Source organism: Rhizobium grahamii CCGE 502 (assembly GCF_000298315.2).
Classification (GTDB): Bacteria; Pseudomonadota; Alphaproteobacteria; order Rhizobiales; family Rhizobiaceae; genus Rhizobium; species Rhizobium grahamii.
This window is the reverse complement of record NZ_AEYE02000029.1, coordinates 378085-395136: the sequence shown is the minus strand read 5'-3', so window position 1 is coordinate 395136 and position 17052 is coordinate 378085. Positions and strand designations below refer to the sequence as shown.

Genomic DNA, 17052 nt, shown 5'->3' with positions numbered 1-17052 from the left:
TGCAATCCTCAAAGAAAGGCGCGTCCAGCGAGGGTTCGCTGAACGCTTTTCAGGCACATATAAAGGATGTTGCGGCGGCAGCAAGCCGCCGATCGTGACGGGTTACTTCGAAACGTCCTGGCCGAAGTATTTGTCAGAGATCTTCTTGTAGGTGCCATCGGCCTTGATGTCGGCCAGCGCCTTGTTGATAGCTTCGAGCAGTTCGGGCTCGCCCTTGCGGATGATGATGCCGGAGTAGTCGGCATTTTCCTGCTGGGCGGCGATCTTCACCGGAGCGTCAGGCTTGTGCTTCTTGAAGTCGAGGAAGGAGAGGCTGTCGTTGATCGTCGCGTCTGCGCGCTTGGTCAGGACAAGCTGGATCGACTGGTCGAAGCCGTCGGTGCCGACGAGTTCAGCGCCGGACTGTTCGGCAAGCTTGCCGAAGTTGCTGGTCAGCGACTGAGCGGACTTCTTGCCCTTCAGATCTGCGAAGCCCTTGATGCTGTCGTCGCCATCGCGAACGATGAGAACGGCCTTCGATGCGATATAGGGCTCAGAGAAATCGTACTTCTGCTTGCGCGCATCGGTGATACCGACCTGATTGATGACCGTGTCGTAGCGCTTCGCGTCGAGACCGGCGATCAAGCCGTCCCACTTGCCCTCGACGAATTCCGGCTTCACGCCGAGCTTGGCGGCAATCGCTTCGCCGATCTCCACGTCGAAGCCGACTAGTTTGCCACTGTCGTCATGGTAGGTGAATGGAGCATAGGTTCCCTCGGTGCCAATCTTGAAGACACCCGCGGACTTGATAGCGGCGAGGTTTTCAGCGGCAACGGCGGGGAGGAGCGCGGCGGCCTGGATCAGTGCTGCGGCGGCGATGGTCTTCAGGATGTTCATTTTCTTATCCAATTCACCAGAGTGTTTGCTGCGGCGAAAATCGCAGAAAAGCCCGCTGTTGCGAAGCGTAGAAAACTGCAAAGACAATCGGCATCTGCAAATATTTTTCTCATTTATCACGGATTCGGCGCGGCATGTTTCAGTTTGTGAAGGCTGACCTGCGGCCGGACCCTTGCCTGCAAGTTTGTATCCGTTTATGCATGTTTGTAACGATTTTATCTAAACCGGGCTGAAGTCGGCATGAACACGAATGAACTCCTCCTGCAGGAGAGACAGAGCGTCATCCTGCGGAAGCTGCAAGCCGAAGGTCGAGTGCTTGCAGCAGATCTTGCGATTGAATTCGGCGTGTCCGAAGACACGATACGTCGGGATCTGCGTGAAATGGCAGCCGCCGGCCTTTGTGAGCGCGTGTATGGCGGGGCGTTGCGCGTTTCGCCTGCCGGTGGAAGCCTCAATCATCGCGCGGGTATCGCGCGCGATCGTAAGCTGGCGCTTGCCACTGCTGCGGTGTCGCAGATCGCCTCTGGCTCGATGGTGTTTTTCGATGCGGGCAGCACCAACCTCGCAATCGCGACGGCCCTGCCGATGGACTTGCCCTTGACTGCCGCAACAAACGCTCCTGCCATCGCCGCTGCCTTGATGGAGAAGCCTGCCGTCAATGTGATCCTGATCGGCGGCTTGATCGACCGCCAGGTTGGTGGCGCACTTGGCGCGAAAGCGATGCGCGACATGGAAGCCCTGTCGCCCGATCTTTGCATTCTTGGCGCCTGCGGGATTGATCTTGTGGCCGGCGTAACAACCTTCGGCTTCGAGGACGCGGAATTCAAGCGGTTCGCTGCATCGCGAAGCAAGAAGGTTCTTGTCGCCGCAACGTCCGACAAATTCGGTACCGCCGCCCCGCATGGCGTACTTCCGGTGGCGCAATGCGAATGCCTGGTGGTCGAACGCGACACGGATCAGGAAATGTTGGCGCGCTATCGCGACAATGGCTGCAGAACGATCGTAGCCGGAAGCATAACGTAAGCATCATTCAACAACGCGTCGTGTCCGAGTGCTGGCGCTGAGACATTTTGGGAAGAAAAATGGACAACCACGTTAATACGGCACCGATTGTCAGAAGTGGCTTCATAACAAAGAACCGGGCTGCGGTTTCGCTGCTGTTCCTCATCAACGGCTTCATCGTCGGCTGCTGGGCGCCGAAAATTCCCGAATTTGCTGAGCGCCTGCAACTCAGCAAGTTCCAGTTGGGGCTAATGATTCTGGTTCTTGGTGTCGGTTCGCTTACTCTCATGCCAATCGCGGGATCACAAATCGCCCGCTATGGCTCGAAGCTTGTCGCGCAGATTGCTGCCGTTTGCCTGCTGCCCGCACTTCTGGCGCTGACGCTTGCGCCCAATGTTGTGACAGGGGCGATCTCGATCTTCCTGTTTGGCGGGTTCATGGGCGCCATGGACGTTGCCATGAATGCCAACGCGGTTGCAGTCGAGCAATCGATGCGCCGCTCAATCATGTCCTCGTGCCACGCTTTCTGGAGCTTGGGCGGTTTGATAGGGGCTGGCCTTGGCGGCTTGCTGATCGCCACTGTTGGTGTGCTCTGGCATGCGGTGATTGCGACCTTATTGGCAGCGCTCGTGCTGGGCCTGGCTTGGAACATGATCCTCGCAGATCCTCCACATCCGGACGAGAAGAAGGAAAGGCTCCGGCTGCCAATGGTGCCGCTGCCCTGGTTGATTGGTCTGATGGCACTATTCTCGATGGTTCCGGAGGGCGCCGTGTTGGATTGGGGTGCGCTCTATCTGCGTCAGGAGCTCGGCGCGTCGGTGGCACTTTCCGGCTTCGGCTTTGCGGCGTTTTCGCTGACGATGGCTGTGATGCGGTTTGGCGGCGACCTTGTTCGTGACCGGCTTGGCGGCGTGATGACGCTTCGGATCTGCACGTTGTTTGCAATCTCAGGCATGCTGCTCGCCGCATTCGCACCCAATGCGGAAATTGCAATCCTCGGCTTTGCACTGTGCGGGATCGGCATTTCGAACATGGTCCCAATCGCCTTTTCGGCTGCCGGCAATATTCCCGGCCTCCGCGCCGGCATCGGCCTCTCGGTTGTTACAACAATGGGCTATTCGGGCATGCTGGTGGCACCCTCCGCAATTGGCTTCGTGGCCGAACATATCGGCTTCAGCGTCGTGTTCATGGCTTTGCCTGTCTTGCTGGTCGTCGTCCTGCTGTTCTCGAACCTTGCACGTTATGCCGACGGCATATCGGGCGGCGGTCACTGAACGGCTCCAAGCAAAAGTGATGCGCGGGGCGGGTTGACAACAAAGCAGGCATGATCCACCTGAAAGACACAAATTTCAGGGGTTCAAGAACTCTCTATGTCTTCTGCTGCAGATTTTGATCCGAAGCCGCGCCGCGCATCCGTCGCCGTCGATGTTGGCGGCGTCATCGTGGGCGGCGGTGCGCCCGTTGTCGTTCAGTCGATGACGAACACCGACACGGCGGACATCGACTCCACGGTCGCCCAAGTGGCGGCTCTCTTCAAGGCGGGATCGGAGATCGTCCGCATTACCGTCGACCGCGACGAAAGTGCGGCAGCGGTTCCGAAGATCCGCGAGCGACTGTTGCGACTTGGCATGGACGTGCCGCTCGTCGGTGACTTCCACTACATCGGCCACAAGCTTCTTGCCGATCATCCGGCCTGTGCGGAAGCGCTGGCGAAGTACCGTATCAATCCGGGCAACGTCGGCTTCAAGGACAAGAAGGACAAGCAGTTCGGCGACATTATCGAGATGGCGATCCGCTACGACAAGCCGGTGCGCATCGGTGTGAACTGGGGTTCGCTGGATCAGGAATTGCTGACGGCACTGATGGACCAGAACGCCGAGGCCGGCTCGCCGCTTTCGGCGCGCCAGGTGACCCGCGAGGCGATCGTGCAGTCCGCGCTGATCTCGGCCAATCTGGCCGAAGAGATCGGTCTGCCGCGCAACCGGATCATTCTGTCGGCCAAGGTCAGCCAGGTACAGGATCTGATCGCCGTCTATTCGATGCTCTCCGAGCGCTCCGATCACGCCCTGCATCTCGGTCTTACCGAAGCCGGTATGGGCAGCAAGGGGATTGTCGCCTCATCGGCTGCCATGGGCTACGTCCTGCAACAGGGCATCGGCGATACCATCCGCGTATCGCTGACGCCGGAACCGAATGGTGACCGGACCCGTGAAGTGCAGGTCGCCCAAGAATTGCTGCAGGTCATGGGCTTTCGCCAGTTTATTCCCGTGGTTGCGGCTTGTCCCGGCTGCGGCCGCACGACCTCGACCGTCTTCCAAGAATTGGCGCAGAACATCCAGAACGACATTCGCAAGAACATGCCGGTCTGGCGCGAGAAATATCCTGGTGTCGAGGCGCTCAACGTTGCGGTCATGGGCTGCATTGTCAACGGGCCGGGTGAAAGCAAGCACGCCGACATCGGGATCTCATTGCCTGGTACCGGTGAAACGCCGGCTGCGCCGGTGTTCATCGATGGTACCAAGGCATTGACGTTGCGCGGACCGAATATCGCTTCGGATTTCGAAGCATTGGTCGCCGACTATATCGAAAAGCGCTTCGGGCAGAAGACCGCTGCGGAATGAGGCTGGAGAAAGCCGTCAAATACGGCTGGTCAGCAGCTTCAGTCCGGCGACACAGTAGAAGGCTGCCATAGCCCCTTCGATCCAGCGGCGCGGATTGCGGTAAATCTTCAAGGCGTGTGGTGTCGAGAAGATCACTGCGTAGCCCATGAAGATGGCAAAGCCGGTCGTCATGCACATGCCGATGATCAAGCCGGCGACGGATGCCGGCGCGCCCTGAGGCATCCCGAGCGCGATGATCGCCAGCCAAGCGAAGATGGCCTTCGGGTTGGTGACGTGAATGCCATAGCCGCGCAGCAACAGGGCGCGCGTCGTAAGGCTCTTTTGCACGACCGCCTGCGGCAGATCATCGTTGCCGCGCACAGCCCTGAAAGCCTTGTATGCGAGATACAGTAGGTAGATGCCGCCGAAGATCTTCAGGATCTGCAGCGCCATGGCATAGATCTGGAGGATGGTTGCCAAGCCGAGAGCGGCGGCACAAGCCCAAGTGAACGAGCCCGCAAAGATGCCGAGCGAGATCGTCATGCCTGCCTTTCGGCCATGCGTCATCGACGTCGACACGATTGCCATGATCGCCGGGCCAGGGCTGATGACGGCAATCAGATAGGCGACGTAGGCCGGCAGGATCTGCGGCAAATAGGTCAGGATCTCACGCATCTGCGTCTCTTGTGGCCGGCGGTCAGTTGTTTCACCCGTTTGTGACTTGGCTCCCGACAGTCGGCAAGTGACTGCGCCCGATGTGTTGGCGGAAATATTGTCTCGGTGACGCTTTTCAGCTCTTTCGACCGGCGATGAAGCGAGCCGTCTCGGCCAGAATGGTGCCGCGCTCCGAGTAGGGAGCCACCAATGCCTCGGCCGCGAGCACCTGCTCGGCAAGCTTGGCTTCCGCCCATGCCATGCCGTGCATTGCCACCAGCGTTCCTTTGCCGCGGCCGGCATCCTTGCCGGTCGCCTTGCCCATCGTGGCGGCATCGGAGGTGAGATCGAGAATGTCGTCGGCAAGCTGGAATGCGAGGCCAATCCGCTCGCCGAACTGGCGCAATCGCACGCAATCCTCTGACGAGGCGCCGGCGATAATGGCGCCGGCCTCGCAAGCAAAACGGATAAGGGCGCCGGTTTTCATCGCCTGTAGGGTAACAATGCCTTGTTCGTCCGGCGCCTGTCTCTCGGCCGCTAGGTCGAGAGCCTGCCCGCCTGCCATGCCTCCAATGCCGGCTGCGCGGGCCAGCGCCAACGTCAGCGTCACCTTGGCCTTATCCGGCAGGACGGTTTCGGGGGACGCGATGATGTCAAAGGCATAGGTCAGCAGGCTGTCGCCGGCGAGAATGGCGGTCGCCTCGTCATAGGCGATGTGCACGGTCGGTTTGCCTCGACGCAGATCGTCGTCATCCATTGCCGGCAGATCGTCGTGAACGAGCGAATAACAGTGCACGCATTCAAGCGCCGCGCCCACACGCAGAGCCGCATCCCTGTCGCCTCCGAGCAGCGATGCCGCCTCGATGACAAGGAAAGGCCGAAGTCGCTTGCCGCCGTTCAGGCTGGCATAGTGCATGGCTGAACGCAGCCGTTCCGGCCGGGCAATCTCGCCCTTCAACGCGGAAGGCGACAGCAGCGTCTCGAGCACAGCCTCGATTTCGCGCGCGGTGGCCGTCAATCTGGCTTCGAATGTTTCAGTGCTTGCGTCCATGGCGCGCTGTTTGGCACGAGCCGCCTTCTACTGGCAACGGAATTGTCGATGGCGCGGTGAAGATTTCCTTTGTCTCTGGCAATGCCAGTTCGCAAACGGTATGGAGGAGAAGGGCAAGAGACTGGGTCGGGGAATTGGACATAACGCCGGAGAGAGAGGAAAGCATGACCGTGCCGCTTCACAGGCACGCGTATCTTTGGCTTAAGAGTCGTCCCGTGATCATGCGGATCGTTCTCGCGCTGGCGGCGCTCGTCATCCTTCCCTATGTCCTAATCGTCCTCTACTTACTGCCCTTCATTCACCCCGTTTCCACGCTCATGCTGCGCGATCTGCTGTTGCTGCGTGGCTACGACCGTCAATGGGTGTCGCTCGATGACGTTTCTCCGGTTCTGGTTCAGTCGGTGATGATGTCGGAAGACGGGCAATACTGTTTCCACGGCGGCGTCGATTGGGGCGAGATGCGGATGCTTCTCGAGGATACATTGAGCGGCCAGGCGACCCGTGGCGGCAGCACGATCCCGATGCAGACGGTGAAGAACCTGTTTTTGTGGAATAGCCGGTCCTTCGTTCGCAAGGCGTTGGAGCTGCCATTGGCTGTGACGGCGGATTTCATCTGGTCGAAGCGGCGCCTGATGGAGATCTACCTCAATATTGCTGAATGGGGACCAGGGATCTACGGCATCGAGGCCGCGGCCCGCCACCATTTCAAGGTGCCGGCATCGAAACTGACCAGCCGGCAGGCCGCTCTTCTTGCCGTGTCGCTTCCCAATCCCTTTGATCGCAACGCGGGCAAGCCCGGTCGGGGATTGCGACGACTCGCCGGCCTCATCGAGCGACGCGCTCGCGGGTCGGGCGATTACATCAGATGCATTTATGATTGATATCGCAATAAGTCGTTGGTGTTGACGAGTGCCATCTGGCATTCGTTGCTTCAACACGATGGACGGAAATCCCGCTACCAGCGACTGGACTACCAGCGATGATTTCTGCTTTTTCGCCCACGCTTGAAGTTGCCGGCCTTCTGCGCTTTCAACGATATGAACCATTTCGAGGAGCGGCTCGTGTTCGCGCCTGTAATGTAAACGGGAGATTCCATGGACAAACTCACGCTCTATATCGGCAACAAGAACTATTCCTCCTGGTCGTTTCGGCCATGGATCGCCCTGACGGCTGCCGGCATTCCCTTTGAGGAGGTACTGGTTCCTTTCGATTTCGCCGCCGGCAATCCGCGCTTCAAGGAGTTCTCGCCGACCGGTCAGGTCCCCGTGCTTCAGCACGGCGATGTTCGCGTCTGGCAGTCGCTGGCGATCATCGAATATGTGGCCGAGCTTTTCCCGGAAGCCGGGATATGGCCGAGGGAACGTGAGAGGCGAGGTGTTGCACGCGCGGTTTCCATGGAGATGCTGGCAGGTTTCAGGGCGCTGCGGAACGCTTGTCCGATGAATATCCGGCGGCCGAAGGGTAAGATCGTGCTTGCGGACGGCGTCATGGCCGACGTCGCCCGCATCGAGACGATCTGGCGGGACTTGCGGGCTCACTCCGGCGGACCGTTCCTGTTTGGCGGGTTTTCCGGGGCCGACGCGATGTTCGCGCCAGTTGTCAATCGTTTCGAGGTTTATGACCTAGTATCAGCCGGCGACACACTAAGTTATATGGCAGCCGTCAAAGCGCATCCCGCCTGGAAAAAGTGGGAAGAGGCGGCGCGATCCGAGCCCTGGATTGTCGAGGAAGACGAGGTCTGAGCCGGTGAATCGCAGGAATCTCAAAAAATAAGCTTGGGGACTGGTCAAGTACCCCCAAGGCATGTATAAGCGCGCAAAATTTCCGAAATCGCGATACGTCGTTTCGGCCGCCAGTCTGGCCGTTGGATGTGTTTGCCCGTGAAGTGGAGTAAGAGAAATGGCTGTACCGAAGAGAAAAACGAGCCCGTCCAAGCGCGGTATGCGCCGCTCTGCCGACGCGCTGAAGGCTGCGACCTACGTTGAAGACAAGAACTCCGGCGAACTGCGCCGTCCGCACCATATCGATCTGAAGACCGGTATGTATCGCGGCCGTCAGGTTCTGACGCCGAAGGAAAGCGCATAATACACGGGCGTTCTGCCTGCGTAGGACTTACGAGGTCGGCCCTGTGCCGGCCTTTTGCTTTTTCGATCGGCAAATACTCGGCAAATACATTGTCGTGATGTCTTGAAGTGATGCGGTTGTTTACGGCACTATTCTCCGGCTGAGGGGAGCTATGCCATATGTTCAATGCCGTACCACTGATGACTATTCCATTCATTCTTTACAATATGTCGATGCTTGGCCTGATGGGCGGCGGCGGGCTTCCATCGCTCGAAAACGACGTCATCGTTCTATCGATGATTTCGGGAGCCATGTGGAGCATGTCGCTCGGCGATCTGTTCATCGTCGTCGCGCTTGCGGTGCTGTTCTTCGAAATACTGAAGGCAACGCGCAGTGACGGCAGCCTGACAAATCACATGTTGTCGATGCTTGTCTTCATCGCGTTCTTGGTCGAGTTTCTTCTCGTCCAGGATGCGGCCACCCAGGTTTTCTTCATCCTGATGACGATTGCATTGATCGATGTGATTGGCGGCTTTGCCGTATCTATTCGCACCGCCGGCCGCGACGTTTCGATCGGTCTCTGAGCTTAGAGGTTATCGAGTTTGTTCTGAAGCGCGCGCAGCTGTTCTTTCAGCTCGTCGATGTCTTTTGCTTCCGCCTTACGGCTTTCCTTGGCCGGTGGGGTCATGAACGGCGAGAACATCTGCATGGCCTGCTGGAACATCTCGGTATTGCGGCGGACCTGATCTTCGACCATCTGCATCGGCAGCTGCAGATTCTTGCCCATCGGTGTTTCGCCGAAGGCGCGCGTAACCTGCTCGCGCATCTGAGACTGCTGCTCGGTAAAGGCGCGCATGGAATGTTCCAGGAAGCTCGGAACGACCATCTGCATCTGGTCGCCATAGTAGGTGATCAGCTGGCGAAGGAAGGAGATTGGTAGCAGCGTGTTGCCCGTCTTGGATTCCTGCTCAAAAATGATCTGCGTCAGTACGGAGTGGGTAATATCGTCGCCGCTTTTCGCATCCTGGACCGTAAAATCCTCGCCCTTCTTCACCATCTCCGCCAGGTCTTCCAGTGTCACATAAGTGCTGGTGCCTGTGTTGTAGAGGCGGCGATTGGCGTATTTCTTGATTACGATCTGCCCGTCATTCTTCGCCATATCAGTCTCCCGAAGCCCGTCTGATTGTTATGGAAATTCCTCCACCTAGGAATGTAGACGCAAACGAAGCCCGGTGACAATCTCTTTGTGCGATGCGGCAAGCCCTTTTGCAGCAGAGATAATTTGCTTCAGTGTAAGTGATCCCTAAAATTGAATGACGCAGTCTTGTCGTTTGACTCGGCGATGAAGCTTTGTCAGTTTCCTCTAATCTGATGGAGCTAACGAGGAGATTGTCATGTCGAGTTCATCCATCGTCATCGCTAGTGCGGGCCGCACTGCCGTTGGCTCATTTAATGGCGCCTTCGCGACTGTCCCGGCCCACGAACTGGGCGCGGCTGCAGTCAAAGGCGCATTGGAGCGTGCAGGTGTCGACGCCGGGGAAGTCGATGAGGTCATTCTCGGTCAGGTTCTCCCGGCAGGCGAAGGTCAGAACCCGGCCCGCCAGGCGGCGATGAAGGCGGGTGTTCCCAAGGAAGCGACTGCCTGGGGTGTCAACCAGCTCTGCGGTTCTGGTCTTCGCGCCGTCGCGCTTGGCATGCAGCAGATCGCCCTCGGCGATGCAAAGATCATCGTCGCTGGCGGCCAGGAGTCGATGTCGATGGCACCACATGCCGCGCACCTGCGCGGCGGCGTCAAAATGGGCGACATGAAAATGGTCGACACCATGATCAAGGATGGTCTGACGGACGCTTTCTACGGCTACCACATGGGCATTACTGCCGAGAACATTGCTCGCCAATGGCAGCTCTCCCGCGACGAGCAGGACCGATTTGCCGTCGCGTCGCAGAATAAGGCAGAAGCCGCGCAGAAGGCCGGCCGGTTCGCGGATGAAATCATTCCCTACGTCATCCAGACGCGAAAGGGCGACGTGACTGTCGATGCCGATGAGTACATCCGGCACGGCGCGACGCTGGACTCGATGGCCAAGCTGCGTCCGGCCTTCGACAAGGAGGGCACGGTTACCGCGGCGAATGCCTCCGGCCTTAATGATGGCGCCGCCGCAGCCGTTCTGATGACCGAAGCTGAAGCCGCTCGTCGTGGCATCCAGCCGCTCGTCCGTATCGTCTCCTGGGCAACCGCAGGCGTTGATCCGCAGGTGATGGGGACCGGCCCCATCCCGGCATCGCGGAAGGCGCTGGAAAAGGCGGGCTGGTCCGTCGGCGATCTTGATCTCGTTGAAGCCAATGAGGCCTTTGCCGCACAGGCTTGCGCGGTCAATAAGGATCTCGGCTGGGACCCCTCGATCGTCAACGTCAACGGCGGTGCGATCGCGATCGGCCACCCGATCGGTGCATCCGGTGCGCGCGTTCTCAACACGCTTCTCTTCGAGATGAAGCGTCGTGGCGCGAAGAAGGGACTGGCGACTCTTTGCATCGGGGGCGGCATGGGTGTTGCAATGTGTTTTGAAGCTCTTTGAATAGCAGGCAGTCCAACTATAACCTGAGCCCCGCGAAATAGCGGGGCCTTCAAATGAGGGAGCGGAACATGAGCAGAGTGGCTGTTGTCACTGGTGGTACGCGCGGTATTGGCGCCGCGATTTCCGTCGCACTGAAGAATGCAGGCTATGCAGTTGCCGCCAACTACGCCGGCAATGATGAGAAGGCGAACGCCTTTCACGGCGAGACCGGCATTCCCGTCTTCAAATGGGATGTTTCCGACTACGCCTCATGTGGCGAAGGCATCGCAAAGATCGAGGCGCAACTGGGTCCAGTCGATGTTCTCGTCAACAACGCGGGCATTACCCGGGACGCAATGTTCCACAAGATGACCCCTCAGCAATGGCATGAGGTCGTCAACACCAACCTCACCGGCCTGTTCAACATGACGCACCAGGTTTGGGGCGGCATGCGCGACCGAAGCTACGGGCGGATCGTGAACATCTCCTCGATCAACGGCCAGAAGGGGCAGATGGGGCAGGCGAATTACTCGGCCGCTAAGGCTGGTGACCTCGGGTTCACCAAGGCGCTTGCGCAGGAGGGTGCCGCCAAGAACATCACCGTGAATGCCATTTGCCCCGGCTACATCGGCACGGAGATGGTTCTCGCGGTTCCGGAAAAAGTGCTGAACGAACGGATCATTCCGCAGATTCCGGTGGGCCGTCTCGGAGAACCTGAGGAAGTCGCGCGCTGCGTCGTCTTCCTGGTTTCCGACGACGCAGGCTTCATCACCGGATCGACGCTTAGCGCGAATGGTGGGCAGTTGTTCGTTTAGCGGATGGACGCCGTAAGGCCGTTATCGTGGCTCTCGACCTGCTGCGAATAGCGGCCTTGCTGGCTGCGCGTATCGTACGGATTCAAGTATGCCGCATAGGCCGCCATAGCGATGGTCAACATTGCGGCCGCACCGATAATTCTGGTCATTGCCCTGCACTCCAAATTCCCCACGACGCATTCGTCGTTCAAGCAGGTGTCGATATTGGGGCCGATTTGAGGAATTATTTGGCTGTCTTTCAGCCCTTTGGGTGGCGTCTTGCCTTGGCCCTGACTGGCACCCTCTGCAGAGCGCGGTTTTCACCGCGAAGGGCGGCTGTCGCTGTTGTCATGAAGGCGGCAGCAATGAGGATGGTGATTGCTGAATTCAAGATGATCTCGGCCATCGGATCGTTCCTTTCAAAGCCGGCGGGACGTGGGCTCGCCGTGGTTGTTGAAAGAAATATGCGCCTCACCCCTCCGGCGAGGTAGATTGAACTTTGACGACCGACTGTCAGCGTGGTGTTGACAATCGGGCGTCAAATGGACCTAGAGGTGAGGATTGCGCGGCCGATACTTCTTTACCAGTTGCTCGTTTACCGCCTTGGCGCCGGGCATGTTGGCGCTCAGATAAATCGGTGCGTCGCCCTCTTTTGAGAGTTCGGAAGCCACCTCAGCCAGGACGGCGTTGAGGACCGTTGCACCAATGGCGGTCGAAACGGGGCCGACCTTCAGCTCCGTACCCGGCAGTTCAATCACCGCATCGCCAGGAGGAAGGCCGTTGTCCAATACGACGTCGGCAATGTCCGCCAAGCGGCGCCGGCCATTTGCGACTGCACTGGAATAGGAGACCGAGGTGATCGCGATCACTTTGGCCCCAATCTCACGGCCATAGTCGGCGGCTTCGATCGGCGCTGCATTGACGCCAGAATTCGACGCGATGATGATTACGTCTCCAGGCTGCATGCCATAGCGTTCCAACACCGGTCGCACCAATCCTTCCGTTCGCTCGTAGACGGAGCTGATCACCGCGCCCTCGTGCAGCATGGCAGAGCCGACGAGAATCGGAACGGTGAAGGCAAGCCCGCCCGCGCGATAATGTACCTCTTCCGCCAGCATGTGCGAGTGGCCGGTGCCGAATACGTAAACGCGCTTGTCGTTGCGTGCGGCCTCGAGGATCGCATCGGCCGCCAACGCCATCGGCTCGGCGATTTCCTTCTTTAAGGTCTCGAGCCGGCCGATGAGGTTGGAAAAATAGGCATCGGTGATCGCAGTCATCACTTCCTCGCTTTTACGCCGGTTGGCCACTGATAAAGGTCCGCGTGACCTCCAGAGCGTCAGTCAGGTGGACGAGATCAGCGCGCGCACCCGGCGAAAGGTGGCCGTAGCCTTCAAGGTTGAGAAAGCGTGCAGGATAAAGCGTCGCCATGCGAAGCGCTTCCGCAAGTGTTAACTCGAGATAGGTCACGCCATAGCGGATGGTGGACGCCATGTCGACGTCGGAACCGGCAAGCGTGCCATCCGATAGGACCAGTTTTGAACAAAAGCCGCCGCGTTCGCGCCGGACGGTGCGGCCGTTCAGTGTAAAGGAGTCCTTCTCCGAGCCAACCAGCGACATCGCGTCGGTGACGAAGAAGAGCTTGCCTTCGCCGCGCTTTGCGCGAAGAGCAGTCCGAAGCGCCTTCGGATCGACATGATGGCCATCGGCGATGATGCCGCACCAAACCGAAGGATGATCGATCGCCGCGCCGACGAGGCCGGGCGCTCGGTGACCGAGTTGGCTCATGGCGTTGAAAAGATGGGTGACGCCGCGCGCGCCGGCATCAAAGCGCACCTCTGCTGCTTCGCTGGAGCAATCGGAATGGCCGATGCTGATGGTGACGCCGGCTTCGCTGAGTTCGCGCACCTGCTTCGCGGTGACTTGTTCAGCAGCCATTGTTACCAACAGGGTGCCGATTGCCTCCTTGGCCGAAATGAAGGCTTTCACGTCCTTGTCTTCGACCGGCCGCATAAGCTCGGCAAGATGGGCTCCCTTGCGCGCCGGTGCCAGGTGTGGACCTTCGAGGTGGAGGCCCGCGACGCCGCGGTTTGTCTTGACGGCTTCCTTGGCCGCTTCGATCGCTGCTGCGGTCGCATCCGCCGTATCGGTGATCAGCGTCGGTAGCAGTGCGGTCGTTCCGTAAGGTCGATGGCCGTCGGCTATCATGTACATGGAGGCGGGCGACGGCTCGTCGTTGAGCATCCTGCCGCCACCGCCATTCACCTGAGCGTCAATGAAGCCTGCGGAAAGCACACCACCGTCGAAGCGTATGTGATCGCCGTCCGGCAGTTCACCTGCCGCTGCAATGGCCTCGACGCGTCCGCCCGAGATGATGAGGGCTTTGTCGTCGTGAAAGCGCTGGCCGTCGAAGATCCGCGCGCCGGAGAAGATCTTGCGAACCATCACATCGTCTCCGTGACCTTGAGCAGGTTGGCCGGCTTGTCCGGGTCGAAGCCCTTGCGGCGCGTTACCGACTCGATCAGGCGGTAGTAGACCAGCAGCGAAACGAGCGGGTCGAGCAGGCCACTTCCGGTCGTCGGTACCTGCAGATTGACTCCGGACACCGGCTGGCCGGATAACGGCACGGTCGTCGCGCCGAGCTTGCGTAGCCGCTCAAGCGCCTGGACGTTGTTGGCAAATGCCGGATCGTCGGGCGTGAAGGCGACAATTGGGAAGCCCGGTTGCACAAGCCGCATCGGACCATGCATCAGTTCGGCAAGCGAGAAGGCTTCCGCATGCAAACCGGCCGTTTCCTTGGCTTTCAGTGCGGCCTCGAGCGCAATAGCGAACGCGGGACCACGACCCGCCGTATAGAGCGAGCTTGCCTCAAACAGAATGTCCTCGGCTGCCTTCGTATCGATTCCGTTGGTTGCCTCGAGGGCGTCCGGCAGCTTTTCCAGCGAGGCGTGCAGATCGCGCTTGCCGCTGATGGCGGCGGTGACGCCTGAAAGGGCGGCGACCGAGGCGATGAACGACTTAGTCGCCGCTACGCTCTTTTCCGGGCCTGCGTTGAGGCCGAGCACAATATCGGCCTGCTTGGCGAGTGCGCTGTCGGTGACGTTGACGACGGCGATGGTCGTTGCGCCGCCGTGCTTCGCAGCCTCCTGCAGAGCGATGATGTCGGGGCTTGCACCGGATTGTGACACCGTGAAGTGAATGCCGCCCTTCAGATGCAGAGACGCGCCGTAGACCGATGCGATCGACGGACCGATCGAAGCGACCGGCACTCCACAGGTGATCTCGAACAGGTATTTGAAGAACGTCGCGGCGTGGTCCGAAGACCCGCGCGCTGCCGTGGTCACGACGCTCGGAGCGCCAGATGCAAACAGCTTCGCAATTGCGTCAAAGGCAGGCTTTTCCTTCTGGAGCAGTGTTGCGACGACCTCCGGTGATTGGCCGGTTTCCTGCAACATCAGCGAATGGTTTTCACTCATAAGTCATCTCCAATTCTTAATTCCGCAACAAAATCATATGCATCACCACGATAGTGGGAGCGGGTGTATTCGACGACCCGCTGGTCTTCCAAGCGCGATACACGTTCGATCAGCAACGCTGGCGCACCGGCATTCACGTGCAGTGCAGCGGCCGACGACGGATCGAGAGTGACCGCCGTCAGCCTCTGCAGCGCTCGAACGGGGCGGTGACCGCTTGCCGTAAGCGCTTCGTAAAGGGACCCCTCGCCGCCGCCATTTTCACCAAGGAATTTTATCGGCACGACGGCGCGTTCGATGGCCAGCGGCAGCCCGTCGGCAAGGCGCAGACGATCAAGCCGAAGGACGGGTTCGTCGAGCCCTAGGCCAAGCAGGAACGCTTCTTCGGGAGATGGTGTATTGACCGTCCGCGACAAGATCCTCGCGGCCGGCGCGCGTCCGCGTGAGCGCATGTCCGCGGAGAACGAGGAAAGTCGCCATAGCGACTGCTCCATGCGCTCGACCTTGCTGGAGACGAATGTGCCGCTTCCGTGTCGCGACTCGAGCACGCCTGAATTCATCAAGTCGCGATAGGCGGTCCGAACGGTCACGCGCCCCACCTTCAACGCTTCAGCCAGATCACGCTCGCCAGGCAGGGCCGTTCCAGGCTTCAACAATCCTTCCTGAATGAGGCCGGTCAGGGCTTGCCCCAGCCGCTTGTAAAGCGGTCCGGTCAGCGCTTCGTCGCGCAGGCCGCGGCTCTTCAGTTCCGCCATCAGACTGGTTCTATCCATGTCGTCATAATAGAACCTATTTAGAACCAATCACAAGCACGAAAATCAGCTTGAAAAGAAAAAACCCTCGCAGGTAGCCTGCGAGGGTTTGTTTCTTCCAGTACGTGGAAGAGCGTTAGCTCTTCGAGAAAATGTAATCCGTTTCCTGACGCAGCACTTCGCCCGGGCGCAAAACCGCATTGGGGAAGCCTTCGTGATTGATTGCATCAGGCCAAACCTGCGTTTCCAGGCAGAAGCCGGCGAAGGGACCATACTTGCGTCCTTCAAGACCCGGCACGGGCACGTTCAGCTTGAACGCGGCGTAGAACTGCACGCCAGGCTCTGTCGTGCGCACTTCCAGCGAAACGCCTGAATTCAGGCTGCGGGCAAGCGCAACCGAGCGCTTGGCCGTCCGGTCCTTCGAGAGGCAGAAATTGTGATCATAAAGCGCCTGCTCGCCATCGTCGAACCGCTTCATCGGCGACATTTCGCGGAAGTCGAAGGCTGTTCCGGCGACCGGCCGAACTTCGCCTGTCGGGATCTGAAGGTCATTGGTGACGAGGTAGCCGTCGGCCGCGATCATGATGTCGTGGCCGAGTGCATCGTCACGGCCGTCAAGGTTGAAGTAGGTGTGCTGGCAGACATTGGCGATCGTCGGTTGATCGCTGGTCGTTTCGTAGGTGACGGACAGTTCGCCGTCGCCATGCACACGGTAAGTAGCCTGGATGGTGCAATTGCCGGGGTAGCCGGCGCGCCCGTCCGGATCGACGATCTTAAGGACGACACGGTCGACGTCATGCTCGACGATTGTCCAGTTTTGCTGCGCGATATTGCCGTTGCCGCCATGAAGATGCGTCACGCCCTTCTCGTTGAGATCGAGCTGATACTTCACGCCGTCCAAGGTGAATTTGCCGCCACCGATGCGGTTCGCGCAGCGGCCTGGTGTCGCACCAAAATAGGAGGAGTGAGTCGGGTAGCTGTCGAAGTCGTCGAAGCCGAGCACGAGGGGCGCCTCGTGGCCGTCGAGGCGGAGATCCTGAATAACGGCGCCCCAGGTGAGGACCTTGGCCGTCAGCCCACCGCCTTTGATCTCGACGCGATGGACGGTTTCGCCCGATTTGGTCTGCCCGAAAACTTCCCGTTTCAACATTTCCGCCATTGCGACTGTCCTGATATTCCTTCAAGTGAGGCAGGAACGTGCCCCCATTTGCCGCAAACCGCAACGGGTGTGCCG

Annotated in this window: 20 protein-coding genes; 9 read left to right on the top strand and 11 right to left on the bottom strand. The window is 59.3% G+C overall.

Annotation, left to right across the window (positions count from 1 at the left end):
• Positions 1–102: 102 nt before the first annotated feature.
• Positions 103–876, bottom strand: a complete 774-nt coding sequence (locus RGCCGE502_RS23765; RefSeq protein ID WP_016556750.1) for an amino acid ABC transporter substrate-binding protein — start codon at positions 874–876, stop codon at positions 103–105.
• 240 nt (positions 877–1116) lie between these two features.
• Between RGCCGE502_RS23765 and RGCCGE502_RS23760 the strand changes: the two genes are divergently transcribed.
• The 3 genes from RGCCGE502_RS23760 to ispG all read left to right on the top strand — a co-directional run bounded on the left by RGCCGE502_RS23760 (position 1117) and on the right by ispG (position 4499).
• Positions 1117–1899 carry a DeoR/GlpR family DNA-binding transcription regulator gene (locus RGCCGE502_RS23760; RefSeq protein ID WP_016556749.1) on the top strand — a complete coding sequence of 261 codons (783 nt, stop codon included), beginning with the start codon at positions 1117–1119 and terminating at the stop codon, positions 1897–1899.
• 59 nt (positions 1900–1958) lie between these two features.
• The gene (locus RGCCGE502_RS23755; RefSeq protein WP_016556748.1) at positions 1959–3152 is read left to right on the top strand and encodes an MFS transporter; all 1194 of its coding nucleotides are present in this window, start codon (positions 1959–1961) and stop codon (positions 3150–3152) included.
• A 96-nt stretch (positions 3153–3248) separates the two neighbouring features.
• Positions 3249–4499: a flavodoxin-dependent (E)-4-hydroxy-3-methylbut-2-enyl-diphosphate synthase gene (gene ispG, locus RGCCGE502_RS23750; RefSeq protein WP_016556747.1), complete on the top strand. Its 1251-nt coding sequence runs from the start codon at positions 3249–3251 to the stop codon at positions 4497–4499.
• 15 nt (positions 4500–4514) lie between these two features.
• Here the strand turns inward: ispG and RGCCGE502_RS23745 are convergent, their stop codons facing one another.
• Positions 4515–5153: a LysE family translocator gene (locus RGCCGE502_RS23745; RefSeq protein ID WP_016556746.1), complete on the bottom strand. Its 639-nt coding sequence runs from the start codon at positions 5151–5153 to the stop codon at positions 4515–4517.
• A 115-nt stretch (positions 5154–5268) separates the two neighbouring features.
• Positions 5269–6183: a polyprenyl synthetase family protein gene (locus tag RGCCGE502_RS23740; RefSeq protein WP_016556745.1), complete on the bottom strand. Its 915-nt coding sequence runs from the start codon at positions 6181–6183 to the stop codon at positions 5269–5271.
• Between the two features lie 134 nt (positions 6184–6317).
• Between RGCCGE502_RS23740 and mtgA the strand changes: the two genes are divergently transcribed.
• From mtgA to RGCCGE502_RS23720, 4 genes are all read left to right on the top strand, one after another.
• Positions 6318–7064 (top strand): monofunctional biosynthetic peptidoglycan transglycosylase, encoded by a 747-nt coding sequence (gene mtgA, locus RGCCGE502_RS23735; RefSeq protein ID WP_176705724.1) that lies wholly within the window; start codon positions 6318–6320, stop codon positions 7062–7064.
• A 213-nt stretch (positions 7065–7277) separates the two neighbouring features.
• The gene (locus RGCCGE502_RS23730) at positions 7278–7925 is read left to right on the top strand and encodes a glutathione S-transferase family protein (RefSeq protein ID WP_016556743.1); all 648 of its coding nucleotides are present in this window, start codon (positions 7278–7280) and stop codon (positions 7923–7925) included.
• A gap of 157 nt (positions 7926–8082) precedes the next feature.
• Complete coding sequence (rpmF, locus tag RGCCGE502_RS23725; RefSeq protein WP_016556742.1) at positions 8083–8268, top strand: 50S ribosomal protein L32; 186 nt, start codon at positions 8083–8085, stop codon at positions 8266–8268.
• Positions 8269–8426: 158 nt separating this feature from the next.
• On the top strand, positions 8427–8831 hold the full coding sequence (locus tag RGCCGE502_RS23720; protein ID WP_016556741.1) for a hypothetical protein: 405 nt from the start codon (positions 8427–8429) through the stop codon (positions 8829–8831).
• Positions 8832–8833: 2 nt separating this feature from the next.
• Here RGCCGE502_RS23720 and phaR read toward each other — a convergent pair whose 3' ends face one another.
• Complete coding sequence (gene phaR, locus RGCCGE502_RS23715; RefSeq protein WP_016556740.1) at positions 8834–9406, bottom strand: polyhydroxyalkanoate synthesis repressor PhaR; 573 nt, start codon at positions 9404–9406, stop codon at positions 8834–8836.
• Between the two features lie 235 nt (positions 9407–9641).
• Here phaR and RGCCGE502_RS23710 point away from each other — a divergent pair, with 235 nt between their 5' ends.
• The gene (locus RGCCGE502_RS23710; protein WP_016556739.1) at positions 9642–10823 is read left to right on the top strand and encodes an acetyl-CoA C-acetyltransferase; all 1182 of its coding nucleotides are present in this window, start codon (positions 9642–9644) and stop codon (positions 10821–10823) included.
• 68 nt (positions 10824–10891) lie between these two features.
• A complete protein-coding gene (locus RGCCGE502_RS23705; RefSeq protein WP_016556738.1) occupies positions 10892–11617 on the top strand; it encodes a beta-ketoacyl-ACP reductase in 726 nt (241 codons plus the stop codon).
• Here the strand turns inward: RGCCGE502_RS23705 and RGCCGE502_RS37505 are convergent.
• From RGCCGE502_RS37505 to RGCCGE502_RS23680, 7 genes are all read right to left on the bottom strand, one after another.
• Positions 11614–11766 carry a hypothetical protein gene (locus RGCCGE502_RS37505; protein WP_019280539.1) on the bottom strand — a complete coding sequence of 51 codons (153 nt, stop codon included), beginning with the start codon at positions 11764–11766 and terminating at the stop codon, positions 11614–11616. The two genes, RGCCGE502_RS23705 and RGCCGE502_RS37505, sit on opposite strands and share 4 nt — an antisense overlap.
• Positions 11767–11855: 89 nt before the next feature.
• Positions 11856–12002: a hypothetical protein gene (locus tag RGCCGE502_RS37500; RefSeq protein ID WP_016556737.1), complete on the bottom strand. Its 147-nt coding sequence runs from the start codon at positions 12000–12002 to the stop codon at positions 11856–11858.
• 142 nt (positions 12003–12144) lie between these two features.
• Positions 12145–12873, bottom strand: coding sequence for an SIS domain-containing protein (locus RGCCGE502_RS23700; protein ID WP_016556736.1), 729 nt, complete (start codon positions 12871–12873; stop codon positions 12145–12147).
• Positions 12874–12886: 13 nt separating this feature from the next.
• Positions 12887–14038 carry an N-acetylglucosamine-6-phosphate deacetylase gene (gene nagA / locus RGCCGE502_RS23695; RefSeq protein WP_016556735.1) on the bottom strand — a complete coding sequence of 384 codons (1152 nt, stop codon included), beginning with the start codon at positions 14036–14038 and terminating at the stop codon, positions 12887–12889.
• Positions 14038–15069: an SIS domain-containing protein gene (locus RGCCGE502_RS23690; protein WP_016556734.1), complete on the bottom strand. Its 1032-nt coding sequence runs from the start codon at positions 15067–15069 to the stop codon at positions 14038–14040. The genes nagA and RGCCGE502_RS23690 overlap by 1 nt, the downstream gene beginning before the upstream one ends.
• Positions 15066–15839: a GntR family transcriptional regulator gene (locus RGCCGE502_RS23685; protein ID WP_040675493.1), complete on the bottom strand. Its 774-nt coding sequence runs from the start codon at positions 15837–15839 to the stop codon at positions 15066–15068. The genes RGCCGE502_RS23690 and RGCCGE502_RS23685 overlap by 4 nt, the downstream gene beginning before the upstream one ends.
• Before the next feature lie 115 nt (positions 15840–15954).
• On the bottom strand, positions 15955–16977 hold the full coding sequence (locus RGCCGE502_RS23680) for an aldose epimerase family protein (protein ID WP_016556732.1): 1023 nt from the start codon (positions 16975–16977) through the stop codon (positions 15955–15957).
• Positions 16978–17052: the final 75 nt, after the last annotated feature.

Excerpts from the sequence above, each read along its gene's own strand:
- RGCCGE502_RS23710 (WP_016556739.1), top strand. The coding sequence starts at position 9,642 with ATGTCGAGTTCATCCATCGTCATCGCTAGTGCGGGCCGCACTGCCGTT.
- RGCCGE502_RS23755 (WP_016556748.1), top strand. The coding sequence starts at position 1,959 with ATGGACAACCACGTTAATACGGCACCGATTGTCAGAAGTGGCTTCATA.
- RGCCGE502_RS23730 (WP_016556743.1), top strand. The coding sequence starts at position 7,278 with ATGGACAAACTCACGCTCTATATCGGCAACAAGAACTATTCCTCCTGG.
- RGCCGE502_RS23740 (WP_016556745.1), bottom strand. The coding sequence starts at position 6,183 with ATGGACGCAAGCACTGAAACATTCGAAGCCAGATTGACGGCCACCGCG.
- RGCCGE502_RS23765 (WP_016556750.1), bottom strand. The coding sequence starts at position 876 with ATGAACATCCTGAAGACCATCGCCGCCGCAGCACTGATCCAGGCCGCC.
- RGCCGE502_RS37505 (WP_019280539.1), bottom strand. The coding sequence starts at position 11,766 with ATGACCAGAATTATCGGTGCGGCCGCAATGTTGACCATCGCTATGGCG.
- RGCCGE502_RS23745 (WP_016556746.1), bottom strand. The coding sequence starts at position 5,153 with ATGCGTGAGATCCTGACCTATTTGCCGCAGATCCTGCCGGCCTACGTC.
- RGCCGE502_RS23700 (WP_016556736.1), bottom strand. The coding sequence starts at position 12,873 with ATGACTGCGATCACCGATGCCTATTTTTCCAACCTCATCGGCCGGCTC.
- RGCCGE502_RS23685 (WP_040675493.1), bottom strand. The coding sequence starts at position 15,839 with ATGGATAGAACCAGTCTGATGGCGGAACTGAAGAGCCGCGGCCTGCGC.
- RGCCGE502_RS23720 (WP_016556741.1), top strand. The coding sequence starts at position 8,427 with ATGTTCAATGCCGTACCACTGATGACTATTCCATTCATTCTTTACAAT.
- RGCCGE502_RS23705 (WP_016556738.1), top strand. The coding sequence starts at position 10,892 with ATGAGCAGAGTGGCTGTTGTCACTGGTGGTACGCGCGGTATTGGCGCC.
- nagA (WP_016556735.1), bottom strand. The coding sequence starts at position 14,038 with ATGGTTCGCAAGATCTTCTCCGGCGCGCGGATCTTCGACGGCCAGCGC.
- rpmF (WP_016556742.1), top strand. The coding sequence starts at position 8,083 with ATGGCTGTACCGAAGAGAAAAACGAGCCCGTCCAAGCGCGGTATGCGC.
- RGCCGE502_RS37500 (WP_016556737.1), bottom strand. The coding sequence starts at position 12,002 with ATGGCCGAGATCATCTTGAATTCAGCAATCACCATCCTCATTGCTGCC.
- phaR (WP_016556740.1), bottom strand. The coding sequence starts at position 9,406 with ATGGCGAAGAATGACGGGCAGATCGTAATCAAGAAATACGCCAATCGC.
- RGCCGE502_RS23680 (WP_016556732.1), bottom strand. The coding sequence starts at position 16,977 with ATGGCGGAAATGTTGAAACGGGAAGTTTTCGGGCAGACCAAATCGGGC.
- RGCCGE502_RS23690 (WP_016556734.1), bottom strand. The coding sequence starts at position 15,069 with ATGAGTGAAAACCATTCGCTGATGTTGCAGGAAACCGGCCAATCACCG.
- ispG (WP_016556747.1), top strand. The coding sequence starts at position 3,249 with ATGTCTTCTGCTGCAGATTTTGATCCGAAGCCGCGCCGCGCATCCGTC.
- RGCCGE502_RS23760 (WP_016556749.1), top strand. The coding sequence starts at position 1,117 with ATGAACACGAATGAACTCCTCCTGCAGGAGAGACAGAGCGTCATCCTG.